Here is a 26,217-nt window from a genome sequence, read left to right as displayed (position 1 = left end):
GTGGGCCGGTTCACTTCGGCTCGCCGAATTGGTCACTGGGCAAGGCTGGCGCGCATGCGCTCCTGCCTTGGGGATCCCAGAGAGAAGCGCAATGCGGACGATGAACGTGTTGGGCCAGCAGATGACCGACGCCGGCTTGTGGCCCGTCTTCGAGTCAGCCATCGATGATGTCGCGTTGCTGCTGCACAACCAGGATCGCCGAGTCGACTACTCCAATCGCCGCCGCTTAACCTCAAACTGGCGTCTTTCGCATGGTCAGTGGATGCGGATTTGTGCGGACATCAGCGGGCTTGAAGAGCGTGGCGCCTCAGGCGATCCGTGCGTCGGCGAGGCCATCATCTGGAGTTGGGCCAACGAGGCCAGTTACCTTCACAGCCCGACCGTGACCCGGCGACGCTCCATGTGTCAGGTGCCCGACCGAATCACCGACGAGATCGGAAGCATTATCCGCCGTCAGCGACCGAGCTTTGTGGCGCTGTCTCGGCGGCTGAAGCTCTATGCAGATCGGCTAAGCCAAGCCTGCGATCGAGGAGCCCTGCATGCTGACATGCCGACAACAGCTGACGCCCTGTTCAACAGCGCCTACCAGTGCGTTCCCATCCGATGACCGTACGCCCACTGGCACGTGGCCTCACACCGCTGCCCGAGGAGTCCTTGCCCGGGCTCGTACTCCGACTGGCCTGTCGCCTGGAGCGTTCACCGGCCAGAATCGCAGAGCTGTGCGGTCTCAGTCACCGTCAGAACCGTCTGCCAGCAGAGTACCTCTTGGCCTTGCCCACGAGCCGTGCCGAGGAGTTCGCACGCGTCACCCGTCTGAACATAGATGAGGCCCACGCCCTGACCCTCTCCTCTCTCGCCGACTCATACCCTCCACTGGCCTCCGTTCGGCTCGATGGCAACCGCAATGCCACCGCTGCTCGAAATTCGTGGGCGGCAAACCTCGCCAGCCGCTACTGCCCCGCCTGCCTCTCTGGAGACGAAAGTACAGTTCAACGCCTCTACGGAGGTCCGTGGAAGCTGCGTTGGCACCTTCCGGTGTCCTTCGCGTGCACCACGCACCGGTGCCTGCTCGTCCACACCTGCCCGCGCTGCCGTGGCCTGCCCAACCAGCCCGCGACTACCGAGCGCCAAGGGCTGATCATGCAGCGCACCGTCAGCGGACTGCACCCCGCCCAGTGCCGGCACCTTGCTCCGCCCGCACTCGGAGGGCAGGGCCCGCGAGCTTCCCTGTGCTCGGCGCGCTTTGACCAGGGCTTTCGGGCTACCGCAGTGACGGACTCCGATCTTCTTACACTGCTGGCCCTGCAACACCGTATCGATCAGCACCTGACACTTCACCGCGATGCGTCGCATTCACATCCGGATCCTCTGGACCGCTGCTTCTTCCCGGATCTCATCGTCGCCGCGCATCTCATTCGACTCAGCTGGCCCGACGGTACCTGCTTCGCGCCCTCCGGGCCGCTGGCCGACCTGATCGACCACCACCTGGTCTCCGCCGCCGTCCAACGCCACCGATACGCACCCGGGCAGCGCGCCGGCAGCACTTGGCCCGCACCCGAGGATCCTGCGGAGTGCGCCGCGCTGCTGGTTGCCGCGCATGCCCTACTCGTCGGCGAAGATCACGGGGCTTCCGGCCTGGTCGATCGTGTCCAACCGCTCGCTGCCGCCGCTTACGGCCGCAGTGCCGCAAATATCGGCGCGGCGTTGCGGCGAATGGATGTCTCCCCTGACCTGGCGCGAGCCCTCGCTTGCCGGTCCGACGGTTTCTATCGGGCCGGTGGCCGCCGCCAGGCAAAACAGCAGGTTCCTTCGCGACGGTGTCGTTTCGGGATCCAGCACGTGCCGGCTCTCCTTCCGGAGACGTGGCTACACGAACACTTCAGCGACCTGCTGTCCTTGTCGGAACATCCCAGCGATGGGAAGGTGCGGCATCTGCGTCGGGTCGCCTCACTCAAGCTGGCGGAGATGAGTGCCGGCGGCACCTGGCCGGAGTGCGCGAAGAAGCTTCAAATCCCGTGGCGAACTGCTCAGCAGTCCCTCAGGGTGGTCAAGAATGCACTTACCGAGAGCAACCTCTGGCCCGCCTTCGATGAGGCGATGGAGAGCCTCGCCCGCCAGTTGGATGCCAGCTCTGATCGCGTCGACTATCGGAGTCGCCGTGCGCTCCTCGAACCATGGCGGTTGTCGGACACTGACTGGGCTCAGCTGTGCCACGGCCTCAGCCGCTTCCGACGAGGGATCAACTCGCCCAACGAGGAGACCGCGACCGCCCTCATCTGGGCGCAGGTGACTCAAGGCGATCATCTTCACAGCCCCGTGCTGAGTGCCCTACGCCAGTCTGGCCAAAGCACTCATCGACTCGTCGCATCGATCAGCCAGCTCCGTACACCAGCAAATCGCAAGGGCGCCAAACTGGAACTGCTGTGCCGTCTCGAAGCCTACGCAGTTCGTCTGGCCGCTATCTCCGACCAGCAAGGGACTTCGGCAGCATCCACCTCCAGCAGACTCGCGGGAAGCGAGATCACAGGGTGAACGGACCCTCCGCGCTTTGGCGACCCTGAGAGGCGTCGACGGCACTCGCCTCCGGCACACCAGCTGCCACGTCGAACACCCGCTTCGGTTCCAGCAAAGCCCTGCTGCACGCAGGGTGTTCACCGTCTCATCAGCCTGCCAACATCTATTTGTCTCGGTCCGAGGGCTTGGTGGGGGTCTCGCGTGACGTCTGTGCAGAACAATGATCAGCGGCTGCTCGACCGCATCCTGGAGGACCAGCACCGCAAGCTGGCGCCGGACAAGAGCAGGGACGACTTCTTCACCTTCTTCTCCGCCGACAAGGCCTTGCAGGACTGGGACCTCGACAACGACGAGATCTTGGACGGCATCGTCGATGGGGCGCACGACTGCGGCATCGACGGCATCTGGACCTTCGTGGACGAGCGCTACATCACCGCCGACGGGCATCAGTTCCTCTCCTCGCGCGCGAGCAAGATCGAGTTGGTGATCCTGCAGGCGAAGAACTCGTCGGGCTACCAGGAGTCCGTGATCGAGAAGCTGCACTTCCACCTGCCCACCCTCTTGGACATGAGCAGGGACGAAGACGACCTGGTCGCCCATACCAACGCCAAACTGCTTGAACGCACGAGGCGCTTCCTGCACATCCTCGAGGAGTTGGCGTCCTCGTTCCCGCAGGTTCGCATCAAGGTGATCTACGCCAACAAGTCGGCTGAGACCCCTCACCCGAACGTCAAGGCGAAGGGAGACCGACTCCGGAGAGAGCTTTCGAAGATCACCTCCGACACCAGCGCAGATCTGGAGTACCTCAATGCCGCTGATTTGCGGGAACGGACCGCTCGTGGGGCCAAAGCGGTCGCACAGTTGGTGTTCACCGAGACCCCGATGAGCACGTCCCTCGGGGAGGGGTACGTGTGTCTGGCGCGGCTTGACGAGTACTACCGTTTCATCACCTCCGAGAACGAGGCACTGCGGCTGGAGCTGTTCGAGTCGAACGTCCGCGACTACGCGGGGTCCACGTCGGTGAACAACGCCATCGGCGAGACACTCAAGTCCGCCACGGGCGAGGACTTCTGGTGGTTCAACAACGGTGTCACCGTCGTGGGCGACGCCGCCCAGATCGCCGGCAAGAAGATCGTCGTCAAGGACCCGCAGATCGTCAACGGGCTGCAAACCAGCCATGAGATCTACAGCTACTTCCAGAACGGCGGCCACCACCGCGACCGGTCCCTCCTGGTCAAAATCGTGGTGGCGCCTGAGTCAGGCACCGCTCGTGATCGCATCATCCGGGCGACCAACAGCCAGACCCGGCTGCCGGCCGGCGCCCTGCGAGCAACCGAATCCATCCAGAAGGACATCGAGGAAAGCCTCAACCATGCGGGCGGTTACTACTACGAGCGCCGTGCCACGCGAGTTCACCGCTTTCGTCCTGCGCGAGCCACACACCGCGCTACGGCACTCGGACGCTCTGCTCCTCGACGACCAGCACTACGCCCGGATCTTCTCGCCACGCCACGACCTGGACATCTACCGTCTCAGCCTCGACGTCCATACCCGACTGCGAACCTTCCTGACCCGGTACGCCGAAGACCGGCCCCTACTGGGCGACTCTGTGGAGAACTGGCTCCACCCACTCGCCGCAATGTCGGCGTACACCCTCACACGGCTACGGCAGCCCACGCCACGGGACCTTCTGAGCATCGATCTCGATCACCTGAGTGACGACCTCATGTCCCGCATGACGGGCACTCTCGAGCAGAGTTTCAAAGGTGTCTTGCGTCGCAGCAAGGCTGGTGGAGTCGACCGCATCGCCCGTACCGCCGACTTCACCACCAAGATCCGCCAGGCGGTCGTGTCTCAAGGTCGGTATCACATCGAAGGCTGAATAGCTGATCGTGATGCCCTACGGGAGTATGGCTGTCTACCTTCAGGCTCGTTTCACTGATCGCGTACAACGCCCCGTTCATCACGGCACCCGCGGAAAGCCTCTCGTCCACGGCTGTCACCTCCCGATCAGTGCCGACCGGGCTGAGGAACGTCGCCAGTGGTTTTCGCCAGGACGGTCAGGCGGCGGTGGTACTCGTCCTCGTCGATCTCGCCTCGGGCGAAGCGTTCGGCAAGGATCTGCTCAGGGGTGGGGTCGAGCGGCCGGGTGTCGGCATGGTCGCTGCTCCCTCCTGGCCTCGTCAAAGCGCGGTACAGAAGGACGCCCAAGGCGATGATCACCGCCCAAAAGAAGATCATGCCTGCTGACATGGCGAACCAGCCCCATCCGCCGACGTCGTGGTCGTACCAGAACATTGGTGGCTCATCCCCTTCGGACGCCGGGAGCAATACGCCCGGTGCCTGCTGCTTTGGAGTGCCCGCTCCTTAGGTTCACTCGGGTCACAGAGCATGTCATGGGTCGGTGAGGCCAACGCGAGGGGCCGATGGGACCTCATCGCATCGAGGGTGCTCGGGGCGTGTCGCAGCGGACGACCGCGATAGCGCGAACAGGGTTGGTATGGCCCTGGTGGCAGGGCCACTCGTCCCCTGTCGCGGGGCCAGCGCGCCGGGATGTGATGGACGGGGATCAGGCTTCATGCAGCAATGCCGGACGGACAGAGGTGGCCATGAACCGCTCCGCCTTCATCACACGGCTGCGCTCCCTGACCGTGGCCGTCGCCTCGGAATGGCTGGAGCCCGCCCTTCTGGCCGTCACGGCGGCGGCCTTGACTGCAGGGGGTGCTGCCTGGCTCGCCGGTGACGAGGGCCTCGCCGACCTCATGTGGGGTCTGGGCACCTTGGCCGCGGTCCTACCGGCGGTGGGCTGGGTGCTCACCGCACTTCGTCACGGCCGTGCTGGCGTCGACCTGATCGCGGTTCTCGCTCTCGGTGGCACCCTCGCCGTCCATGAATACCTGGCCGGTGCGCTGATCGCGCTGATGCTGGCCACCGGTCGCACCCTGGAGGCGGCAGCCCAGCGGCGCGCCTCGCACGATCTGCGTGCGCTGCTGGAGCGTGCGCCCCGCTCGGCGCGCCGCCGCACAGCGGCCGGCGTCGCCACGGTTCCGCTGGCCGAAGTCGCCGTAGGGGACCTGCTCGTCGTAGGCCCTGGCGAGGTCGTCCCGGTCGACGGGCGGGTAGAGGGCGCCGTGGCCAGCCTCGACGAGTCCGTGCTCACCGGCGAGTCCCTGCACGTCGAACGGGCGGCGGGTGACACGGTCCGCAGCGGGGTGGTCAACGCCGGCCACGCCTTCGAGCTGCGGGCCACGGCAGCCGAGCAGGACAGTACCTACGCCGGAATCGTGCGTCTGGCCAGGCAGGCCGGGGCCGAGTCCGCACCCGTGGTCCGGCTGGCCGACCGCTACGCGGCCTGGTTCCTGCCCCTCACCCTCACGGTGGCGGGACTGGCATGGCTGCTCAGTGGCTCGGCGGTCCGAGCGGTCGCGGTGCTGGTGGTCGCCACCCCCTGTCCGCTGCTGCTGGCCGCTCCGGTGGCCATCGTCTCCGGAATCTCCCGCGCCTCACGCCTGGGAGTCGTCATGCGCGACGGTGGCGCCCTGGAGAACCTGGGCCGGGCCCGCACCCTGCTGCTCGACAAGACCGGCACCCTCACCCGCGGCCGCCCTCGCGTCCTGGACGTGGTCGCCGCACCGGGGTGGCAGGCTGCGGAGGTGCTGAGGCAGGCCGCGTCGCTGGACCAGTACTCCCCTCATGTTCTGGCCGAGGCGATCGTCGGCGCCGCGCAGGAGCGGAAGCTGGTCCTGTCGGTGCCGTCCGACGTCACGGAGGAACCCGGCCGAGGTGCTTCAGGCACCGTGGACGGGCACCGGGTGTCCGTCGGCCGCATCGACGCGTCCGGCGCCCGCCCGGCCTGGGCGAGGGCGGTGGACAACCGGGCGCTTCTCGACGGCGCGGCCGTCGCCTGGCTGACCGTCGACGCATGTTCGGTAGGTGCGGTGCTGCTCCGGGATCCCCTCCGCCCCGACGCCCCGCGCACCCTGCGCCACCTGCGGGCCGCGGGCATCGAGCGGCTGATGATGCTGACGGGCGACCGCGCGGAGCCGGCAGCCGAGGTGGGCGCCGTCCTCGGCCTGGACGACGTCCGCTCCGGGCTCGACCCCGCTGGCAAGGTCGCCGTCGTACGGGCCGAACGAGAACGCGCGGTCACCGTCATGGTGGGCGACGGCGTGAACGACGCGCCGGCGCTGGCCGCCGCGGACATCGGTGTGGCGATGGGGGCCCGCGGTTCCACCGCCTCCTCGGAGGCTGCCGACATCGTGCTGACCACCGATCGCGTGGACCGGCTCGTCGACGCCGTCTTCATCGCCGTACGGGCCCGGCGGATCGCTGTGCAGAGTGCTCTGGGCGGAATGGCGATGTCCTTGGCCGCGATGGCCGCCGCCGCCTTCGGCCTCCTACCACCCGCCGGCGGCGCCCTCCTCCAGGAGGCCATCGACGTGGCGGTCATCCTGAACGCCCTGCGCGCGCGGCGCACGGATCAGGCCACACGGCCGGCGCTGGCCCCCGCCGCCGAGGCGCTCATCCAACGCTTCGCCTCGGAACACAACGACCTCCAGGATGTGCTCGAAGCGGTGCACAGCGCGGCCGACCGCCTCTCCGACCGCCCCGGCCCACAGGCTCTGGCGGCCGTCGAGGAGGCGCACCGGCTGCTCACCGATCGGCTGCTGCCTCACGAGTACGCCGAGGAGCACGAGCTCTACCCCGCCATCGCCCCCGCGCTCGGTGGCCCGGAGGCCACGGCCACCATGAGCCGGGCCCACACCGAGATCGAACGCCTCTCCCGCCGCATCGCCACCCACCTGCAGCTGGCCCGCGCCGAAGGCGGCCTGTCCCCTGGCCAGCTCGACGACCTGCGTTCCTGCCTGTACGGGCTGCACACCGTCCTTCGCTTGCACTTCACGCAGGAGGAGGAGAGCTATTTCTCGCTGGCCCAGTGAGATCCGGCAAGGGTTTGTGCCGGAGCGCTCCGCACCGGAGGGCCATTCGGCCCGCGCGGTGCCCGGTCAGCCCCTGTGCCACCGGGCCCCCGCCGCCGGACGCTGAACGCGGGATCCTCCGGAGGGAGAGTTCGTGATGACCGGCATCCAGGAAGCCCCGGTGCATGCCCTGCTGGCCGACGGAACCACAGTCCGCATACGGCAGGCGGGTCCGGCTGATCATGCACAGGTGCAGCAGCTGTACGAGGCGATGTCACCACAGAACCTGCGGTTGCGGTTCTTCTCCGTCAGCCCGTCCTCCGCCCGGCAGGCCGCCGAGCGGGTGGCCAAGGGCGGCCGCCCCGGGTACCGCGCGCTGGCCGCTGAGTACGACGGGCGGCTAGTGGGGCTGGCCGAGTACGAGGTGCTGCCGGGCGACAGCACGGCGGAGATCTCGGTGGCCGTAGCCGACGGCTGGCATCACCGTGGTGTGGCAACCCTCCTGCTGGAACACCTCGCGGACGCCGCGCGTACGGCGGGCATCACCGCGTTCAGCGCCGACGCCCTGGCCGAGAACCACGACGTGCTGAAGGTCTTCCACGACCTGGGGCTGCGCGTCACGCGCCACTTCGACGGGCCTGAGGTGCACTGCTCGGTCGAACTCACGGAGGACGAGACCTACTTGAGCGCGGTCGAAGCCCGGGGTCGGTTGGCCGACGTCATCAGTTTGCAGCCGCTGCTGCGGCCCCGGACGGTCGCCGTGATCGGCGCGGGCCGCAGGCCAGGGTCGGTCGGGCGCGCCATCCTGCGGAACATTCAGAACGGTTCCTACACCGGGCGGCTGTTCGCCGTGCATCCGGAGGCCGCCGCGATTGCCGGGGTGCACGCCTGCCGGTCCGTCGCCGACCTGCCGCAGGTGCCCGAGCTGGCCGTGATCGCCCTACCGGCCGCATCCGTTTCCCAGGTGGCCGAAGAGTGCGGGAGGATCGGCGTGCGCGCCCTGCTCGTGGTGTCCGCGGGCCTGGACACACACGAGAGCAGCGCACTGATGGACGCGTGCCGACGCCACGGCATGCGGCTCGTCGGCCCGAACTGCCTGGGCCTGGCCAACACCGAGGACGACGTCCACTTGGACGCCACCTTCGCCGCCCGGCACCCCGGACCAGGCACCGCCGGGGTGGCCGTGCAGTCCGGCGGTGTCGGCATCGCGCTGCTGGATGGGCTGGCCCGGCTGGGCATCGGGGTGTCGACCTTCGTCTCGCTCGGCGACAAGTACGACGTCAGCGGCAACGACATGCTCCAGTGGTGGGAGAGCGACGGGCACACCGACCTGGCGCTGCTGCACCTGGAGTCCTTCGGCAACCCCCGCGCCTTCTCGCGCACCGCCCGCCGGGTAGCCCGGACCATGCCCGTGCTGACCGTGGACGCCGGCCGCTCCGAGGCCGGGCGGCGGGCCGCAGCCTCGCACACCGCGGCGGCGGCCACCCCGACCATGACCCGGCAGGCCCTGTTCACCCAGGCCGGCATCACCGCCACCCGCACGATCGGTGAACTCCTGGACACCGCCGCCCTGGTGCATGCCCAGCCGCTGCCCCACGGTACGAAGGTCGCCGTCGTCAGCAACGCGGGCGGGGCCGGTGTCCTGGCCGCCGACGCGTGCGTGGACGCCGGACTGGTGATCCCGCCAGTCGCCGCCGACCTGGTGGACGAACTCCTCGCCCTGCTGCCCGACGGCGCCACCGCGACCAACCCCGTGGACGTCACTGCGGCCGTCGGCGAGGAGCAACTACAGGCATGCATCAGCCTTTTGGCCCGGCACGGCGCTGTCGACTCCGTCCTCGTGAGCCTGGTCCCCACGGCGGTCGCCACGGCCACCGGAGAAGACCTGGTACGCGCTCTGACCTCGGCCCCTGGCCCGCTCGCCCGCCCCGTCGTCGCGGTGCTCCCCGCGCAAGCGGCCCGCGTCGAGCTGCTGCCTACCGTCGGCAGGGGCACCTTGCCCGCGTACTCCGACGGCGAGGACGCCGCCCACGCCTTGGCCCACGCCGCAACGCGCGCCGACTGGCTTGCCCGACAGCCGGGCGGTGTACCGCAGTTGCCGGACGTGGAAACCGTACGCGCGAAGGACCTGGCCACCGCCTACCTGGAGGCCCATCCGGAGGGCGGCTGGCTCGACCCTCAGACCACGGCCGTGCTCCTGGGCTGCTACGGCATCCGACAGATCCCTTGGGTATGGGCCCGGGACGAGGATGAGGCGGTCGCAGCGGCCGAACGGCTCGCCGGACCGGACGGACGCGTGGTCATGAAGGCCTACTGGCCGGGTCTGGTCCACAAGAGCGAGCAACACGCCCTCCACCTCGACCTGCAGAACGCCTCACAGGTCAGGGCCGCCCACCGCGATCTGGTCACCCGATTCGGCGACCGGATGACCGGAGTGGTCGTCCAGCCGCTCGCCGAGCGCGGCACCGAACTGTTCGCCGGAGTCGTCCAGGACGAGGTTTTCGGACCCCTCGTGGTGTTCGGCCTCGGCGGTACGGCGACCGAACTGCTCGCCGACCACGCCGCCCGGCTCGCCCCGCTGACCGACCTGGACGTGCACGACCTGCTCACCTCCCCACGCTGCTCTCCCCTGCTGTTCGGCTACGCCGGCAGCCCTGCCGTCGACCTCGGCGCCCTGGAGCAACTCCTGCACCGCCTCTCCAGGATGGCCGCGGACCTTCCCCAGCTGGCGGAGGCCGACCTCAACCCTGTGCTGGCCGGGCCACACGGCGTCACCACCCTCGACGCTCGCGTACGGCTGGTTCCGCGCCGGCCCCACGACCCGTACCTGCGCCGACTTCGCTGACCGGGCCACGACCATTGCAAAGGAGGACGGCCATGAAGACGACGAAGATCGGTGCCGTCATGAGCGGCGACGTCGTCACCGCCCAGTACGACACCCCGTTCAAGGACGTAGTCCGACTCTTGCGTGACCACGGCATCAGCGGGTTGCCCGTGATCGACGAGGACGACAAGGTCATCGGGGTCGTCTCCGAGACCGATCTGATGCAGCGCCAGGCGCGGTCGAGTGAAACCGGCGGCCGTCTCAACGTCTGGGCGTGCAAGCACCGGCGTCGTACACGCGAGAGTTTCGCACGGAGCCGGGCTCGTACGGCCCGCGGAATCATGTCGGCACCCGCGGTGACGGTGCGTGCCGAAGCCGGCCTGCCGGAGGCCGCCCGGCTGATGGCTCGGCACGGCATCGAACGTCTGCCGGTGGTCGACGAGGAGGACTGGCTCGTCGGCATCGTCAACCCGCCGCGAGTTGCTCCAGGTCTTCCTGCGCAGCGACGACGAGATCCGGCGGGCTGTGCAGCGCGAGGTGCTCGTCGACGCACTCTGGCTCGACCCGCACACCGTGGACGTGGCCGTCTGCGAAGGTGTGGTCACTCTCTCCGGGCAACTGGAACGCCACAGCTGCCGCCGTCTCCGTCGCCATCACTCGGCGCATCGACGGCGTCGTGGACGTGGTCGACGACCTCACCTACCGCTTCGACGACAGGCACGGGCAGGCCGCCGGCCCGGCCGCACACGGGGTGGCCGACGACTGGCTGCGCCGGTTGTGAGAAGTCCTGGACAGGTTGTGAGCGGTCGGTGCGGCGGCTGCGCCGTCCGCCTCATGGGGCCATTGGGCCGGTCAACTCAGGCGCGGAGTCTCAGGACCTGCGGACGCCGTCGGGGCGGCACCTGCCGTACTGAGAGTTCCACTGGCGTGTGACGGGACCCGGGCCGATGACCGGCCGGGTCCCGTCGCGTGCATGCTCAGCGGACGAGCACATGCTCCCCAGAACGCGGTACGACCGCCGTCGATCCCAGTTGGCGGTCGATGCGGTCGCGGAGTGCTACGGCCGCGTCCGGTTCGCCGTGCACCAAATACGTCGTGTGCGGTGCTGTGGCCCCGCGCAGCCAGCCGATGATCTGGCCGGCATCGGCATGCGCCGAGAAATGCGGTACGTCGGCCACCGTCGCCCTGACCGGAACGTACTCACCGAACATCTTCAGCACCCGGGCGTCGTCGACGAGGTCCCGGGCGCGTGTGCCTTGCGCGGCGAAGCCCACCACGACCACCGCGTTGCGTGGATCGGGCAGAACGCGGCGCAGGTGGTGCAGGACACGGCCGCCGGTGGCCATGCCCGAGGCGGAGACAATGATCGCCGGGCCGCCGGAGCGGCTGATGTCAATGGATTCCTGAACGGTGCGCACGGCAAGGAACGGCTCGGGGCTGAGGGCGACAGTGCCCTCCGCGGTGATCTCGGGGCGGAGTTCCGGGGCTCTGGTCAGGAGGGCGTCCCGGTAGACGTCCAGGGCGGCCAGTGCCATGGGGCTGTCGACGTAGACGGGAACGGAGACCGGTAGGCGGCCCGCGTGGCGCAGTTGAGCCAGTTCGTGCAGGACGACCTCGGTGCGGTCCAGAGCGAACGCCGGGATGACGACGGTGCCGCCGCGGGCGAGCGTCCGGTTCAGCACGCCGGCGAACCGGGCCCGGCCCCCCTCCTGCTCGTGCTTCCGGTCGCCGTACGTCGACTCCACGAGCAGCACGTCTGCGCCGGAGAAGGGCTCCGGCGGGAGCAGGAGGGGGTGGCCGGGGCGGCCGAGGTCGCCGCTGACAGCGAGGGTGTGACCGTCCTCCAGGGTGAGGTGCGCCCATGCCGAGCCGAGGATGTGGCCGGCGGGATGCAGCGTCAGCCGGGTTCCGGTGGCCAGGCCGGTCTCGGTGCCGGTCGGGACCGGGTCGAGGAGTTTGAGGGTGCGGTCCACGTCGGAGTCGTCGTACAGGGGCTGCGCAGGCCGGTGTCTGGACCAGCCGTGCTCGTTGGCGTGCTGAGCGGCCTCCATCTGCAGCTTCGCGCTGTCGCGCAGCACGATCTCCATGAGGCGGGCGCTGAACTCCGTCGTCACGACCCGGCCGCGGAAGCCGTGGCGGACCAGCCGCGGCAGGAAGCCGCAGTGGTCCAGGTGGGCATGCGTGATCGCGACGGCCTCGATGTCCCCCGCGTCGCAGGGCAAGCCGCGCCAGTTGCGTCGGCGAAGGTCGGCGAGACCCTGGAAGAGACCGCAGTCGACCAGGACCCGGGCGTGGTCGCTCTCTACCAGGAACTTGCTGCCGGTGACCGTGCCGACGCCGCCGAGGAAGGTGAGCAGCGCGGGCCGGGGCCGTACGGCCGGCAGGGCCGCGGAGTCATGAAGGGCGGTTGTCATGTCATCGGGCTCCTCGCGATTGCCGCCGCATCGGGGCCGATCGGCCCTGGTGGGCCAGCGGTCTCGGTGGTGTGCTGGTAGTGGCGGGAAGGACCCGTAGGAGACGCGGAGAAGCGGCCGGCAGCCGCGCACCGCGCAATCGGGATCCGCGAGAAGCGGGACACGAGCCCTTCCCGTCCAGTCATGCCATGGCCACGCCATCGGCCCCACGCGCCGCAGCGACCCTGTGCCGGACGATCTCGTCCTCGACTCGCCTCGCGAGGACGTCCACCACTGCGTTGACGGGTGGAGACAGCCCTGGTCCGAGCGAGGTGTCGGCGGCCTCGACGGCGTACGCCACCAGCTGACCAGGCAGCCGGTTCACCTCCCAGGCCACTTCGACGGCCTCGCCGAGTCCGCGAGCAACCATGGCGTTCGGCCGGTCCAGTTGGCGGGCGTCCAGCTCCAGGCGGTGGATGCGGCCGGGGTTCCCCGGTCGGATATGCGCGGCCTCCAGGACGACGGTCAGGTCCGTGTGTTCCCACAACCGGATCAGCCGTCCCGGATCGAGGTCGCACTCCGCGAGTACGGTGCCCGGCGGGAAAGGCCTCTCCAGCGCCCGCTCCCGAAGGCGGGACAGCACCGCCCGGCCGACCCCCTCGTCGTGCCGGGACGGGTCACCGACCGCGATGACGGCGATGCGCGTGGAGACGCTCATGATCGTTCTCCCTCCACTGCGAGTGCGTCCAGCGTGCTTGGACCGGCGGTCGGGGCGCATGAGCCGAAGAGGCCCGACAAGGGGCCAGGGCGGCCCTTTCGGGTGTGCGGCACCGGCTCGGTTCGGGTGGTGGATGGGCATCGGCCGGGCGACACCCCGCGCGGCATGAGCCGAAGGGCCCACGGCCGGGTCCGGGCGGCCCGTGGTACCGGCTCCCGAAGTCGCGCACGCTGGGATCGACAGCCCCATGAAGGGAGCCGGTGCGATGACCTCCGCAACCACCATGAGCACGGCGCTTGAGCCCGTGCACCGCGAAAGGCTGATGCGCCTCGCCCGCGAGGTCTCCTTCGAGGCCGGGACCCGCCTGTTCGAGGAGGGCCGACACGCCGACCGGTTCTGGATCGTACGCACCGGAACCGTCGCCCTCGATCTGCATGTGCCCGGCCGCCGACCGGCCGTCGTCGAGTCGCTCGGGCACGGCGAGCTGGTCGGCTGGTCCTGGCACTTCCCGCCGCATCTCTGGCACCTGGGCGCCGAGGCGATGACCCCGGTGCGGGCCTGGGAGTTCGACGCCGAGGCGGTCCGCACGATGTGCGCCGCGGACCCCACGTTCGGCCGGGCTATAGCGGTGTGGGTGGGACGCGTGGCCGCCCAGCGGCTGCACGCCACCCGGGTCCGGCTGCTCGACCTGTACGCCCCCTACGGCAGCGGTGACCTTTTGTGACCGCGCGCACGCTCCGTCCGGCCGAACGGCCCTGGGAGGAAAGCATGGACAGCAGCCCGCACCAGGTGAGCGACGTGATGACGCATGCCGTCGTCGCGGTGGGCCGCAAGGCCCTGTTCAAGGACATCGTCGAACGCATGGAGCAGTGGAAGGTCAGTGCCCTTCCCGTGCTGGAGGGCGACGGGCGGGTGATCGGGGTGGTCTCCGAGGCCGACCTGCTGCCCAAGGAGGAGTTTCGGGACAGCGACCCGGACCGGTTCACCCAACTGCGCCGGCTGCCCGACCTGGCCAAGGCCGGGGCGGTGTCCGCCGAGGAGTTGATGAGCACCCCGGCCGTCACCGTCCACGGAGACGCCACGCTCGCCGAGGCGGCACGGATCATGGCCTTGCGGCATGTCAAACGGCTGCCCGTGGTGAATGCCGAGGGCGTCCTCGAAGGCGTCGTCAGTCGCGGGGATCTGCTGAAGGTGTTCCTGCGTCCCGACAACGACCTGGCGGACGAGATCCGGCGCGACATCGTCGACGTTCTCTTCCCAACCCCGGTCGAGCCCGTCCACATCATCGTCAGCGACGGCGTCGCGACCCTGACGGGACGCGTCGGGGACGCTGCACGGATTCCACTGGCCGCGCGCCTCGTCCAGGGTGTGGAAGGGGTCGTGGGCGTGGACTGCCGACTTACCGCCGCCGGCTCCGACGCCGGGTGACGCCTTCAGCGCGCACCCGATCGGCGTTCGGTGACGCGTCCGACCGCCCAGCTCACTCGACGGTGGGGCTGGGCCTTCGCTGCGGCGTGAGACCGAGCCCTCGTGGGACTGAGCCTTTGGCGGTGCTGCTGCCGAGCCTCTTGCCGCCGGCGTTGCCGATCAACCTCTGCCGCCGCTCCGCTTCCGCCACTCAGGTCCGACCTGCTCCCACTCCTCCTCCCACTCGGCCAGGCGCCGCCGAAGGAGCCGCGTACGGATCAGCCAGCCGCCGGCCCAGACCGTTGCACCGGCTGGCGGAGCCACGAGGACGCCGGTCAGAACCACCTGCAGCGTTGCCCCTGTCCCGCTGGGAGGCGGGGAGACGATCCGGCCGGTATGGTCCGTCCACACGGTGAGCCTGCTGCCCACGGGGGAGCCCGGGAAGATCTTCGCCTGGCCGATGTGCACCTTGCCGACCGCGTCCTCCAGCGCACGGCGGCCCACACCCGGCCGTCCTCGTACCCCCTGACGCCGGGCGGGGCCTTCGCCGCGCCGTCGGTGAGTACGGCGGACACGGCGTGCACCTGAGCGCGCCGGGCGGCGAACGCCGAGTCCGTCGCCTGCGCCGCCACCACGCCCGCGAGCACTCCTCCGAGGAGAGCCAGGGTCCAAGTGACAAGCACGATCCAGGCCTCGACGACGTCGCTTGTGCCGCTTCAGCGGGTTGTGCCGCCAGCGCCACAGCCGCACTCGTGCCACGGTCGTAGGAGGTGTCCGTGCCATCGGCCGCCCCTCCTTCGGCATGCGGTCGGCGTCCGTCAGGCAGGGGCCCACCGTTGCGGGTCCGGCAGGTCCGGGGCGAGGTCCGGATGGCGGGGCGGACCGCTGAGCGCACAGTGCACGTCCACCACGCCCGCGACAGCCCGCGCGAGGCGGGCGGCGAGCGGAATCAGAGCAGTTTCGTGGACCCGGCCGGTGAGAGTCACGACACCGTCGCGCACCTCGATCCGGATCGCTTCGGCGTGTGCACCGAAGAGCCTCTCGGCGACCTCGCACCGGACGTCCTCGGCGATGTCCGGATCGTCGCGCAGGAAGACCTTGAGCAGGTCGGACCGGCTGACGATGCCCTGCAGAGTGCCGTCGGCGCCGACCACCGGCAGTCGCTTGACCCTCCTGCGAGCCATGACGCGAGCGGCGCGGGCGAGGGTGGCGTCGGCCGTCACAGCGACAGCTGGAGCGGTCATCAGCTCACCGGCGGTCACCGCGTCCGCCTTGCGGCCCTCCTGCCCGTACCGGCCCACGTCGCCCTCGCTGTACTCCTCCTTGGGCAGTAGATCGGCCTCGGAGACGATGCCGACGACGCGTCCACCGTCGTCCAGCACGGGGAGGGCGCTGACCCTCCACTCCTGCATGGTCCGCACGATGTCCTTGAAGGCCGCCCCCGTGCGCAGGGCGACGCCCCTGCGGGTCATCACATCGTTCACGACGGTGGGAGTGCCCTTCATGGCGTCCTCCGGGGGCTGGGTACCGTTCTACGACACCTTCAGGCTGCGCCGACGAGCGGTCGCGGGACATGGGCCGAGTGGCCCGTCCCTGGGCCCCCTTGCCCGTGTGGTCCGTCAGCGCGGACCTGCCAGACTCCGCCCCCGTGCCGGGGAATGTCCGCTCTCCTATGTGCCGGGCAGGGGCACCCGCCACTGCAGTCTGGCACCGCCCCCGTCGGGGCTGGACACGTCGAGGTGCCCGCCCAGCTGCTCCGCGCGCTCGGCGATGTTGCGCAGCCCGCTGTGCCGGCCGTCAGGCGGGATTCCCACACCGTTGTCGGCGATCGTGAGAGTGACCTCCCGGCCGTCGGTCGTCAGGGCGACCTGGGCCCTGTCGGCATGGGCATGGCGGGCGATGTTGGTGAGGGCCTCGGAGAGGACGGCCACGATGTTGTCGGCGATTTGAGACGGGACGTCGGTGTCGAGCAGGCCCTCGATGCGCACGCTGGGCGTGAAACCCAGCACCGGGGTTTTCTCGCCGACGACGTCTACGACCCGGGCCCGCAGCCCGGCGTCGACGGCGCTCGCACGGGCGCGCAGCGCGAAGATGGTCGAACGGATGATCTTGATGGTCTCGTCCAGGTCGTCCACGGCCCGCAGCACCCGCTCGGCGGCCTCGGGATGCTCGATGAAGCGGCCCGCACTCTGCAGCGTCATGCCCGTCGCGAAGAGCCGCTGGATGGCAAGGTCGTGCAGGTCCCGGGCGATCCGGTCGCGATCCTGGAGAACGGCGATCTGTTCTGCGTCCTTGCGGCGCTCGGCCAGTTCCATCGCGATCGCGGCCTGCGCGGCGAAGCCCTGCAGTTTCTGGGTCTCCTCGCCCAAGAAAACCGGCGCGCCGGTCTCGCGGGCCACCAGCACCACGCCGCGCACGCCGCCGTCCCGGGTGCCGATGGGGACGGCCACGGCGGGGCCCAGCCCATGGAAACGCGGCGGATCTGGGGAGATCCTCTCGTCCTGCTGCACGTCGTCGCTGGTGACCGGCTCGGCAGCGGAGAAGGCAAGCCCCATGAGAGTTTTGGACAGGGGCAGCACCAGCCCCCGATGTGCCTCCGCGTCCACACCCACGGCGATCTCCACTGTGAGGGACTCGGTGGCCGCCATGGGCATCGCCACCGCCGCCAGAGCCGACCCCATGATCTCGCGTGCCCGTTCGGCAATCAGTTTCAGCGCCTCGGCGCGTTCGCTGCCCGACATCAGGCTGTGGGTGATCTCGGCGTTCGCCAGCAGCCAGCGCTCGCGCAGCCTGGACTCCTCGTACAGCCGGGCATTGTCGATCGCCACACCGGCCGCCACGGCCAGCGTGGACAGCACCGACTCGTCCTCCTCGTCGAACTGCACCCCGCCACGCTTTTCGGTCAGGTACAGATTGCCGAAGACCTGATCGCGGACGCGGATGGGAACGCCCAGAAAGCTGTTCATCGGCGGATGGCGGGCCGGGAAGCCGTACGAGGCCGGGTGCTGGGAGATCTTCTCCAGTCGAAGCGGCTCCGGGTGTCGGATCACCTCTCCGAGGATGCCGTGGCCCTCGGGGAAGGAGCCGATCTCGGCGATCTGCTCCTCGGTCACTCCGACGGTGAGAAAGGCCGAGAGGGAGCTGCCGCCGGGTCCGATGACGCCGAGGGCGGCGTATTCGGCGTCGACGAGCACGGCAGCTGCCTCAACGATGGAGTGCAGTGCCTGTTCAAGGTCCAGTTCGCGGCCGACGGAGAGCACCGCCTCCAGCAGGCTGTGCACCCGGTCCTGAGTGCCGCGGGCCGCGTCGATCCGGGCCTGCAGCTCCTCCAGCAGCTCGTCGAGTTTGAGCTGCGGCAGTCGTACACGGGGCTCTTCTGCGCCTGCCACGCCGCTCCTCCATGTCCCCTCGCACACGAGTCCGGACTGTCGCGGTCACTGCCCACGCTACCCGTCCTCTGCGGACGCAGGCAGCGCGGCCGTACCAGTGGCCCGAATCCGACTCCCCACGTGGGAGCGGGCCGCATCCTCGCCACTCAGGGCCGGTCGGCCCACGTCGTGGGACGGAGGGCACCTGCCCGGGCGCGGCACTTTCTTCCAGGCTGGGAAGCACAAGACCTCGGAGCCCAGGAGTGGCGTCATGGTCCGTTATGTGTACGACTTCCAGGACGGTGGCCGCGACCTGGCCGGCCTGCTCGGCGGCAAGGGCGCGAACCTGGCCGAGATGACCCGGCTGGGACTGCCCGTACCGCCGGGATTCATCGTCTCCACTGAAGCCTGCCGCGCGTTCCTGGCCACCGGCGAGGAACCCAAGGGCATGTCCGCGGAGGTCTCCCGGCACCTTTCGGCGCTGGAGACGGGTGTCGGGCGGCTGCTCGGGCAGGGGGACGACCCGCTGCTGGTGTCCGTCCGCTCCGGGGCCCGCTTCTCGATGCCCGGCATGATGGAGACGGTTCTCGACATCGGCCTCAACGACGACTCCGTGCTCGGCCTGGCCAAGGTGTCCGGCAGCGAGCGCTTCGCCTGGGACTCCTACCGCCGGCTCGTCCACATGTACGGCAGCACGGTGATGGGGGTCGATCCGGCCCTGTTCGACGAGGCCATGACCCTGCTGAAGGACGCCCGCGAAGCCCCCGACGATCTCCATCTCGACGCGAGCGACCTCGCATGGCTGGTGGAGACGTACAAGAGCCTGATCCGGGACGAGACCGGCCGCGACTTCCCTCAGTCCCCCGCCCAGCAGCTCCAGCAGGCGATCCTCGCCGTCTTCCGGTCCTGGAACGCCGAACGCGCCGTGCTGTACCGGCGGCGCGAGCGCATCCCGGACGACCTGGGAACGGCCGTCACCGTGCAGCGCATGGTGTTCGGCAACCTCGGCCCCGACTCGGGCAGCGGCGTCGCCTTCACCCGTGACCCGGCCACCGGGCGCCCCGGCCTGTACGGCGACTACCTGCCGAACGCCCAGGGCGAGGACGTCGTGTCGGGCGTGCGGGACGCCGTACCGCTGGCCGAGCTGGAGCGGCTGGACCCACGCTCGTACCGGCAACTGCGCGATCACGCACAGACGCTGGAACGGCATTACCGCGACCTGTGCGACATCGAGTTCACCATCGAGCGTGGAACGCTGTGGATGCTGCAGACCCGGGTGGGCAAGCGCACCGCCGAGGCCGCCTTCGCCATCGCCACCGAGCTGGTGCAGGAAGGTCTCATTGTTTCCGACGAGGGCCTGGCGCGGGTGAGTGGTGACGGGCTGGCCCGGCTGATGTTCCCGCGCTTCGACACCACCGCCACCGGTGAGACGCTTGCCCGCGGTGTGCCGGCCTCGCCGGGCGCCGCGGTGGGCGCGGCCGTGTTCGACTCCGCGGAGGCCGTACAGCGCGCCGCGGCCGACGAGAAGGTTGTACTCGTCCGCGAGGAGACGACGCCCGACGACCTGCCCGGGATGGTGGCCGCGCAGGCGGTGCTGACGGGCCGCGGCGGCAAGACCAGCCACGCGGCCGTTGTCGCCCGTGGCATGGGCAAGGTGTGCGTGTGCGGGGCGCAGGACATCACCGTCAACGCGCAGGCACGGCGTTTCACCGCCCGTGACGGCATTGTCGTCGAGGAGGGCACCGTCATCTCGGTCGACGGTTCCACCGGTGACGTGTTCCTCGGGGCAGTCCCGTTGGTCGCGTCGGCCACCATGCGCTACTTGGAGAGCGGTGAGCAGGCCGACAGCGTGGTCTGCGCGGTGGCCCGGGCGCTGGACCACGCCGACTCGGTACGGCGCTTGGAGGTGCGGGCCAACGCCGACACCCCCGAAGACGCTGCCCGGGCCCGGAGGTTCGGGGCACAGGGGGTCGGGCTGTGCCGCACCGAGCACATGTTCCTCGGCGAGCGGCGCAAGCTGGTCGAGGCGATGATCCTCGCCCGTACGGATGCCGACCGCGACCGCGCGCTGGCGGCTCTGCTGCCGCTCCAGCGGCGGGACTTCACGGGCATCCTTGAGGCGATGGACGGCTTTCCGGTCACCATCCGGCTGCTCGACCCGCCGCTGCACGAGTTCCTGCCCGACCGCACCGACCTGGCCGTCCGTATCGCCGCCGCCGAGGCCACGGGTCAACAACCGGAGGCGCACCACGTGGAGTTGCTGGCAGCGGTGAACCGGATGCACGAGGAGAACCCGATGCTCGGCCTGCGTGGCGTGCGGCTCGGCCTGGTGGTTCCTGGCCTGGTCGCGATGCAGGTCCGGGCGATCGCCGAAGCGGTCGTAGAGCGCACGCGAGCGGGTGGCTCTCCGCATGCGGAGATCATGGTGCCGCTTGTCGGTGCCGTCGAGGAACTGCGGCTCGCCCGCGAGGAGGTGGTCCGCGTTCTGACCGAGGTCGGTGAGGAGACCGGCACCCCTGTCCACTGTCCTGTCGGCACGATGATCGAACTGCCCCGTGCGGCGCTCACGGCCGGCCGGATCGCCGAGGAGGCGGAGTTCTTCTCCTTCGGCACCAACGATCTCACCCAGACCACATGGGGCTTCTCCCGGGACGACGTGGAGGCCGCGTTCTTCTCGGCCTACTTGGACAAGGGCGTCTTCGCCGCATCGCCGTTCGAGACGCTCGACCGGGAGGGGGTGGGCCGACTGGTCCGGATCGCCGTCGAGGAGGGCCGTGCGGCCCGCCCGGACCTCGAGACCGGCGTCTGCGGCGAACACGGTGGCGATCCGGAGTCGATCCACTTCTTCCATGAGGTCGGCCTGGACTATGTCTCCTGCTCGCCGTTCCGGGTCCCGGTGGCCCGTCTTGAGGCGGGCCGGGCGGCCTTGGCGGACATGGACACGAGTGACAGCAGGTGAGGGGGGTGCACGGTCCCTTCATCGGCATGGGCCCGACTGGCAGCGGAAGGGAGGCACGTGATGGCAGCCGGTGAGTTGCGAGCACATCGGCGAATCGACCTCGACGACGCCGAGTCGCTGCGGTTGCTCGGCAGCGTGTCGCTGGGAAGGATCGTCTTCACCCGGCAGGCGCTGCCCACCGTCCGCCCGGTCAACCACGTCCTGGACGACGGGGACATCGTCATCCGTACCCACGAGGGTGCTGCGCTCACGTCTCACGCGCAGGAAGTCGAGAGCACGGGCGTCGTCGTCGCGTACGAGGCCGATGCCATCGACCCGGACACCCACCTCGGCTGGAGCGTGGTCGTCACTGGGTACGCCCAGCTGGTGACCGACCCGGTTGAACTCGAGCGTATCCGTGGGCTGCTGCAACCTTGGGTGCCAATGGAACCGATGGACCAGGCGGTGCGCATTCGCCCCGAACTGGTCACCGGTGTCCTCCTCACCGAGACGGGGGCGCGGCAACCGGCTGACAGCTGACGTGCAGTTACATACGCGGCAGAGGCGGTACGAGTGTCGAGCCACTCGTACCGCCTCTGCTGGGATAGAGCAGCAGCCGCTCACACGGTGATCCGGCGTCCCGTGACCATGCCGGAGTCGATTCGCATCCACCGTTCGCGGTGTCCGCCCGCCCATGGCTTGCTGTGTGCCTTCTCGTCGTACCGGCGCTGCTTCCGTGGGTTCAGCACCACCCGCCCGACGCCGTGCACCAGGACGCTCCAGCCCTGGCTGAACGCGTCGTCGATGCGGTCGACCTCGAAGGCCACCTGGCGGCCGTCGGCCAGCGCCGGCGTGGCGCCGGTAGCGGTCCGGAAGACGATCGCACCATCCACAACGCTGTAGTTGACCGGCACGATCTCCGGCCCGGAACTCGTGGACACCGCGAGCCGCCCGACTCCGTGCGACCCCAGCAGTGCCTGGCACTCGACAGCGCTCAATTCGGTGAAGCGGGGGTCACGGGCGGCGCAACCGGGTCCGGGTGACACGTCGACCGCGCCGCCGGTCAGCTCGGTCACGGTGGTTTCCAACGCCTCGGCCAGCCGGTGCAGCACGCCAGAGCCGGGGGCGGCACCGGGATGTTCTTCCAGGTATCGGAGGTAGCCGGCGGCCATGCCGGCGCGGGCGGCCGTCTGCCTTCGTGTCACACCGAGTCGGGCCCGCTGGGTAGCCAGGCGGCGGCCCAGGTCGCCCAGTGGCGCCTCCGTCGCGACATGCGCGCTCGTCTGTTCGGTCATGGCCGTCGTGTCCTTCTCGATCAGGCCGCGGGAACGGCCACTTCCGCGTGCTGCTGCCCGCCCAGCACCACTTTCAGCGCGCCGGTCTCGGCGGCCTTGGAGAAGACGTCGTACGCCTCTTCCATGCGGTTCAGCGGGAAGGTGTGAGTGACCAGCTGCCCGGTCCGCAGCCGGCCGGCCGCGGCCATCCGCAGCAGGGTCGGGGTGGAGTAGGTGTCCACCAGACCGGTCGTGATCGTCACGTTCTTGATCCACAGGTCTTCGAGGTGGAGCGTGGCGGGCTTGCCGTGCACGCCTACGTTGGCGACATGCCCGCCAGGACGGACCATGCGGGTGCACAGCTCGAAGCTCTCCGGCACGCCGACCGCCTCGATGACCACATCGGCTCCGAGCCCGCCGGTGAGGTCGGCGACCAGCTGGCCGGGTGCCTCGTGCACGTCGGCTACCGCGTCGGCACCAAGCCGATGCGCAGCCTCCAGACGGGCCGGAGCCAGGTCGACGGCAATGACCCGCTCGGGCGAGAACAGCCGAGCCGTGGCGATGGCCGCAAGTCCGATCGGCCCGGCGCCGACGATGGCCACGGTGTCCCCCGGACGCACATGCCCGTTGAGGACGCCCACCTCGTAGGACGTCGGGAAGATGTCCGCGAACAGGACGGCTTCCTCGCTGGGCACGGCGGCGGGCAGCGGGTGGACGGACAGGTCGGCGTGAGGCACGCGGACGTACTCGGCTTGGGTGCCGTCGACGAGGTGGCCGAGGATCCAGCCTCCGCCGCCCCGGCACTGTCCGTAGGAGCCGTCCCGGCAGAACCGGCACCGTCCGCAGGAGGTGATGCAGGAGAGCAGCACCCGGTCGCCGGGCCGTACGGTGCGCACATCGCTGCCGACCTCGACGATCTCGCCGACCGCCTCATGACCGAGTATGGTGCCGGGACGGACCTCCGGAACGTCGCCCTTGAGGATGTGCAGGTCCGTCCCGCAGATTGTCACGACGCCGACCTTCACAATCGCGTCGGTCGGTTCCTTGACGGCTGGGTCCGGAACGTCCTGCCAGGAGGCCTGTCCGGGACCGTGGAAGACGAAGCCTTTCATCGCGCTCCTCACCCTGTTGTCTGCTGCGGGACCAGCGTTCCGGCGCGTACGACGAGGGACGCGGGCCGGCTCCGGCACGGTGCCGGGAAGCGCCCCGCACGTTCAGCCTGGGCGGTCCGCAGGAGGTCGCGCTTGGGCCTTCCGGCCCTTGTACTCAGCCGGACGGTGCCCAATGGCTCACCGACCCGTGGCAGGGCGGCTTCGGTAACGCAACGGGGCGCGACGGACCCACATCACTTTCACGCTTGCAGCGGCCTTTGGGCGTCGCCCTCAAGAGCCCAATAGGGACCAATGGGCCCTACCAGCGCGTGATAGGGGTCCCGGGCGGCCTTTCACCGAGCCCCGTCGGCCCCTGTGAGCACGGCCCCGCCGGAGCCACCGTCGAAGGAGGCACCACGATGAGGAGGTGTTCCGTCATGAGCACCACGAAGCGGCTGTGGCGGTGGCGGAGCAATCCGCTGCGGAGGCACGAGGACATCGTCGAGGCCTGGGTCGTCCTGACTGTCTGGGTGATAGTCGCCTTTGCCGGCGCCGTCGCCGGACTGGTGACGGCCCGCAGCGCCGAGCATGAGTTCGGGGAGCAGCGCGCCCACAGGCACGCCGTTCGAGCGGTCCTTGTCGCCGAGGCGCCACACGGCGTCACCGCGGACCGGCAGACCGACGGCCGTGTCCGGGGCTCCGTGCGCTGGGCAGCTCCCGACGGCACCCCTCGTAGTGGGCAGACGCTGGTCGACGGCGGCCTGAAGGCCGGAGCCTCGGTGACCGTCTGGCAGGACGACCAGGGCCGGCTCGCGCTCTCACAGCCGACGGGCCGTGCCGAAGGGCACGTCGAGGCCGCCCTCTTCGGTGCCGCGGCCGCCCTCGCCGTCGCGGCTCCGGTCTTCGGTGCGGGCGCTTTCGCACGGGCACGGCTCGACCGGCGTCGCATGGCCCGCTGGGACCAGGAGTGGGATCTGGTGGGACCGCAGTGGGGCCCGAAGACGGGTTGAAACGTACCCCCGAGAGCTGCGCACCCCGCCCCCACCGAGCGCGCACCCGGCCCTCGGTACGCAAGCTGGAGGATGAGGCGAGGTTCATGAACGAGACGCTGTCCCTCGGTCGGATCGCCGGCGTGCGGGTCGGCCTGCACTGGAGCGTCCTGGTCATCGTCGTCCTGGTGACGGTCACTCTCGCGCGTGGTGAATTCCCTGCCGCCCATCCGGGCTACTCCGCCGTGCAGTACTGGGCGCTGGCCCTGCTGGCCGCGGTCGTCTTCCTCGTCTCGCTGCTGGCGCACGAGCTGGCGCACGCCGTGGTCGCCCGCCGCAACGGCGTGCAGGTCGACGGCATCACCCTGTGGATGCTGGGCGGCGCGGCGCGCCTGCACAGCGAGGCCGCGACCCCGGCCGCGGAGCTGCGCATCGCCGCCGTGGGCCCGCTCACCAGTCTGCTGGCCGGTGGCGCCCTCGCGGGCGTTGCCGCCGGGCTGGACGCGTTGCACGCGTCCGGGCTCGTGGTCGAGGCGGTCGCCTGGCTGTCCGCGATCAATATCTTGCTGGCCGTCTTCAACGCGCTGCCCGCCGCCCCACTCGACGGGGGACGGCTGCTGCGGGCGTACCTGTGGCATCGCACCGGCGACCGACTGCGGGCCACCCGCGGCGCCTCGGCTGCGGGCCGGGCGCTGGGCTGGTTCCTGGTGGTGACCGGCTTCGCGGCCGTGCTGTTCGCGCACAATCTGTCCGGCCTGTGGCCCGCGCTGATCGGCTGGTTCCTCATCAGCGCGGCGACCGCGGAGGCTCGCCAGGCCGAGATGCGGAGCGTGCTGGGCGGTGTCCCGGTCAGCTGCGTCATGACCCCGAATCCGGTCACGGTTCCGGACACGGCGACACTCGCTGACTTCCTGGCCGAGGGGCCTTTCGGCCACTACCGCCACTCAGCCTTCCCGGTGCTGGCGGCAGGTGGCTCGGTGGTCGGTCTTCTCACCGTGCGGCGTGTCGAGTTGGCGCCGGCTCAGGGCCGCGTAAGCACGACGGTCGGCCAGGTGATGCGTCCTCTCGCCGACGTCGTCATCGCCGCGCCCGAGGAGCCGGTGCTCGATCTGTTCCCCCGGCTGGAGGCGAGCCCCGTCCGCCGTGCGGTGGTCCTGGACGAAGGACGCCTCGTCGGCATCCTCACCGTCGCCGACATCACCCGGGCCCTGGCCTGGCCGGCCGAGCCCACGCAGACCCTGCCACGGAGCACCGACCCACACCTGACGAAGGAGGCATCATGACGGACACGACCTTGGCCACCGGACGGACCACCGCACTGCCCGAGGGCCACGTCGAGGTATGCCACCTGGGAGGCTGTGCGTTCAAGGTCGACGTACGGGGACACGCCCTCGTCATCGACCAGCCTGTCGAGGCAGGGGGCGGCGACCGCGGCCCGACGCCCGTCGAGGTTCTCGTCGTGTCGCTCGCCTCGTGTGTCGCCTACTACGCGGGGCGCTTCCTGGAGCGCCATCACATTGACCGCCAACGGTTGCGTGTGTCGGCGGACTTCACGATGGCCGACGACCGGCCGGCCCGCGTCGCCGCTGTCCGTATGCGGATTTTTCTGTCGGAGGGACTGAGCGAGGCGAGGCTCCAGGCGCTGCGCGCCGTGGTCGACCACTGCACGGTGCACAGCACACTGCGTCAACCACCGCAGGTGAGGATCGAGTTCGGCTGACGCGACCGGGAGAGCCATCCGTGGCAGTCCCGGCCCGTGTCAGGCCCACAGACAGCCTCATC

General features: G+C 69.8%; 21 protein-coding genes and 2 pseudogenes. 15 read left to right on the top strand and 8 right to left on the bottom strand.

What is annotated here, in order from left to right; translation table 11 throughout:
- The first annotated feature begins 100 nt into the window (after positions 1–100).
- The 5 genes and pseudogenes from AC07C1_RS02875 to AC07C1_RS02855 all read left to right on the top strand — a co-directional run bounded on the left by AC07C1_RS02875 (position 101) and on the right by AC07C1_RS02855 (position 4,396).
- Positions 101–607: a hypothetical protein gene (locus AC07C1_RS02875; RefSeq protein WP_478936595.1), complete on the top strand. Its 507-nt coding sequence runs from the start codon at positions 101–103 to the stop codon at positions 605–607.
- Positions 604–1,059, top strand: a pseudogene (locus AC07C1_RS02870) (TniQ family protein); the annotation flags it as partial. The gene AC07C1_RS02875 and the pseudogene AC07C1_RS02870, both read left to right, overlap by 4 nt.
- 81 nt (positions 1,060–1,140) lie before the next feature.
- Positions 1,141–2,532, top strand: a complete 1,392-nt coding sequence (locus AC07C1_RS02865) for a hypothetical protein (protein ID WP_478936594.1) — start codon at positions 1,141–1,143, stop codon at positions 2,530–2,532.
- 183 nt (positions 2,533–2,715) lie between these two features.
- The gene (locus tag AC07C1_RS02860) at positions 2,716–4,233 is read left to right on the top strand and encodes an AIPR family protein (protein WP_478936448.1); all 1,518 of its coding nucleotides are present in this window, start codon (positions 2,716–2,718) and stop codon (positions 4,231–4,233) included.
- 16 nt (positions 4,234–4,249) lie between these two features.
- Complete coding sequence (locus tag AC07C1_RS02855; RefSeq protein ID WP_478936447.1) at positions 4,250–4,396, top strand: hypothetical protein; 147 nt, start codon at positions 4,250–4,252, stop codon at positions 4,394–4,396.
- A 128-nt stretch (positions 4,397–4,524) separates the two neighbouring features.
- Here AC07C1_RS02855 and AC07C1_RS02850 read toward each other — a convergent pair whose 3' ends face one another.
- Positions 4,525–4,812, bottom strand: coding sequence for an SHOCT domain-containing protein (locus AC07C1_RS02850; RefSeq protein ID WP_478936446.1), 288 nt, complete (start codon positions 4,810–4,812; stop codon positions 4,525–4,527).
- 311 nt (positions 4,813–5,123) lie between these two features.
- On the opposite strand from AC07C1_RS02850, the gene AC07C1_RS02845 reads away from it, so the two are divergent.
- From AC07C1_RS02845 to AC07C1_RS02835, 3 genes and pseudogenes are all read left to right on the top strand, one after another.
- A complete protein-coding gene (locus tag AC07C1_RS02845) occupies positions 5,124–7,454 on the top strand; it encodes a heavy metal translocating P-type ATPase (protein WP_478936445.1) in 2,331 nt (776 codons plus the stop codon).
- 136 nt (positions 7,455–7,590) lie between these two features.
- On the top strand, positions 7,591–10,278 hold the full coding sequence (locus AC07C1_RS02840) for a bifunctional acetate--CoA ligase family protein/GNAT family N-acetyltransferase (RefSeq protein ID WP_478936444.1): 2,688 nt from the start codon (positions 7,591–7,593) through the stop codon (positions 10,276–10,278).
- Between the two features lie 32 nt (positions 10,279–10,310).
- A pseudogene (locus AC07C1_RS02835) lies at positions 10,311–11,038 on the top strand (CBS domain-containing protein).
- A gap of 196 nt (positions 11,039–11,234) precedes the next feature.
- On the opposite strand, the gene AC07C1_RS02830 reads toward AC07C1_RS02835, so the two are convergent.
- Together AC07C1_RS02830 and AC07C1_RS02825 are read right to left on the bottom strand one after the other, a co-directional pair.
- Complete coding sequence (locus AC07C1_RS02830) at positions 11,235–12,671, bottom strand: MBL fold metallo-hydrolase RNA specificity domain-containing protein (protein WP_478936443.1); 1,437 nt, start codon at positions 12,669–12,671, stop codon at positions 11,235–11,237.
- Positions 12,672–12,852: 181 nt separating this feature from the next.
- Complete coding sequence (locus AC07C1_RS02825; RefSeq protein WP_471508559.1) at positions 12,853–13,368, bottom strand: hydrogenase maturation protease; 516 nt, start codon at positions 13,366–13,368, stop codon at positions 12,853–12,855.
- Between the two features lie 265 nt (positions 13,369–13,633).
- Between AC07C1_RS02825 and AC07C1_RS02820 the strand changes: the two genes are divergently transcribed.
- Both AC07C1_RS02820 and AC07C1_RS02815 read left to right on the top strand, forming a co-directional pair.
- Positions 13,634–14,092: a Crp/Fnr family transcriptional regulator gene (locus AC07C1_RS02820; RefSeq protein ID WP_478936442.1), complete on the top strand. Its 459-nt coding sequence runs from the start codon at positions 13,634–13,636 to the stop codon at positions 14,090–14,092.
- 44 nt (positions 14,093–14,136) lie between these two features.
- A complete protein-coding gene (locus tag AC07C1_RS02815; RefSeq protein WP_478936441.1) occupies positions 14,137–14,796 on the top strand; it encodes a CBS domain-containing protein in 660 nt (219 codons plus the stop codon).
- Positions 14,797–14,955: 159 nt separating this feature from the next.
- Here the strand turns inward: AC07C1_RS02815 and AC07C1_RS02810 are convergent, their stop codons facing one another.
- The 3 genes from AC07C1_RS02810 to AC07C1_RS02800 form a co-directional block, all read right to left on the bottom strand.
- Positions 14,956–15,279, bottom strand: coding sequence for an Rv1733c family protein (locus AC07C1_RS02810; protein WP_478936440.1), 324 nt, complete (start codon positions 15,277–15,279; stop codon positions 14,956–14,958).
- 314 nt (positions 15,280–15,593) lie between these two features.
- The gene (locus tag AC07C1_RS02805; RefSeq protein ID WP_478936439.1) at positions 15,594–16,280 is read right to left on the bottom strand and encodes a CBS domain-containing protein; all 687 of its coding nucleotides are present in this window, start codon (positions 16,278–16,280) and stop codon (positions 15,594–15,596) included.
- A 165-nt stretch (positions 16,281–16,445) separates the two neighbouring features.
- The gene (locus AC07C1_RS02800) at positions 16,446–18,164 is read right to left on the bottom strand and encodes a GAF domain-containing sensor histidine kinase (protein ID WP_478936438.1); all 1,719 of its coding nucleotides are present in this window, start codon (positions 18,162–18,164) and stop codon (positions 16,446–16,448) included.
- 250 nt (positions 18,165–18,414) lie between these two features.
- Between AC07C1_RS02800 and ppdK the strand changes: the two genes are divergently transcribed.
- Positions 18,415–21,102, top strand: a complete 2,688-nt coding sequence (gene ppdK / locus AC07C1_RS02795; protein ID WP_478936437.1) for a pyruvate, phosphate dikinase — start codon at positions 18,415–18,417, stop codon at positions 21,100–21,102.
- A 60-nt stretch (positions 21,103–21,162) separates the two neighbouring features.
- A complete protein-coding gene (locus tag AC07C1_RS02790; protein ID WP_478936436.1) occupies positions 21,163–21,621 on the top strand; it encodes a pyridoxamine 5'-phosphate oxidase family protein in 459 nt (152 codons plus the stop codon).
- An 80-nt stretch (positions 21,622–21,701) separates the two neighbouring features.
- Here the strand turns inward: AC07C1_RS02790 and AC07C1_RS02785 are convergent, their stop codons facing one another.
- Positions 21,702–22,376 (bottom strand): helix-turn-helix domain-containing protein, encoded by a 675-nt coding sequence (locus tag AC07C1_RS02785; protein ID WP_478936435.1) that lies wholly within the window; start codon positions 22,374–22,376, stop codon positions 21,702–21,704.
- Positions 22,377–22,396: 20 nt separating this feature from the next.
- A complete protein-coding gene (locus AC07C1_RS02780) occupies positions 22,397–23,467 on the bottom strand; it encodes a zinc-dependent alcohol dehydrogenase family protein (protein WP_478936434.1) in 1,071 nt (356 codons plus the stop codon).
- A gap of 416 nt (positions 23,468–23,883) precedes the next feature.
- Here AC07C1_RS02780 and AC07C1_RS02775 point away from each other — a divergent pair, with 416 nt between their 5' ends.
- The 3 genes from AC07C1_RS02775 (at position 23,884) to AC07C1_RS02765 (ending at position 26,155) form a co-directional block, all read left to right on the top strand.
- Entirely contained in the window at positions 23,884–24,456 is a 573-nt protein-coding gene (locus AC07C1_RS02775) for an Rv1733c family protein (protein ID WP_478936432.1), read from the top strand.
- Between the two features lie 86 nt (positions 24,457–24,542).
- Positions 24,543–25,718, top strand: coding sequence for a site-2 protease family protein (locus AC07C1_RS02770; protein WP_478936431.1), 1,176 nt, complete (start codon positions 24,543–24,545; stop codon positions 25,716–25,718).
- Positions 25,715–26,155, top strand: a complete 441-nt coding sequence (locus AC07C1_RS02765) for an OsmC family protein (protein WP_478936430.1) — start codon at positions 25,715–25,717, stop codon at positions 26,153–26,155. Before AC07C1_RS02770 ends, AC07C1_RS02765 begins: the two co-directional genes overlap by 4 nt.
- The last annotated feature ends 62 nt before the right edge of the window (positions 26,156–26,217 follow it).

Source organism: Streptomyces sp. NPDC045022, assembly GCF_056432605.1.
The sequence above is the reverse complement of the archived record's forward strand: the minus strand, read 5'-3'. Positions and strand labels throughout refer to the sequence as shown.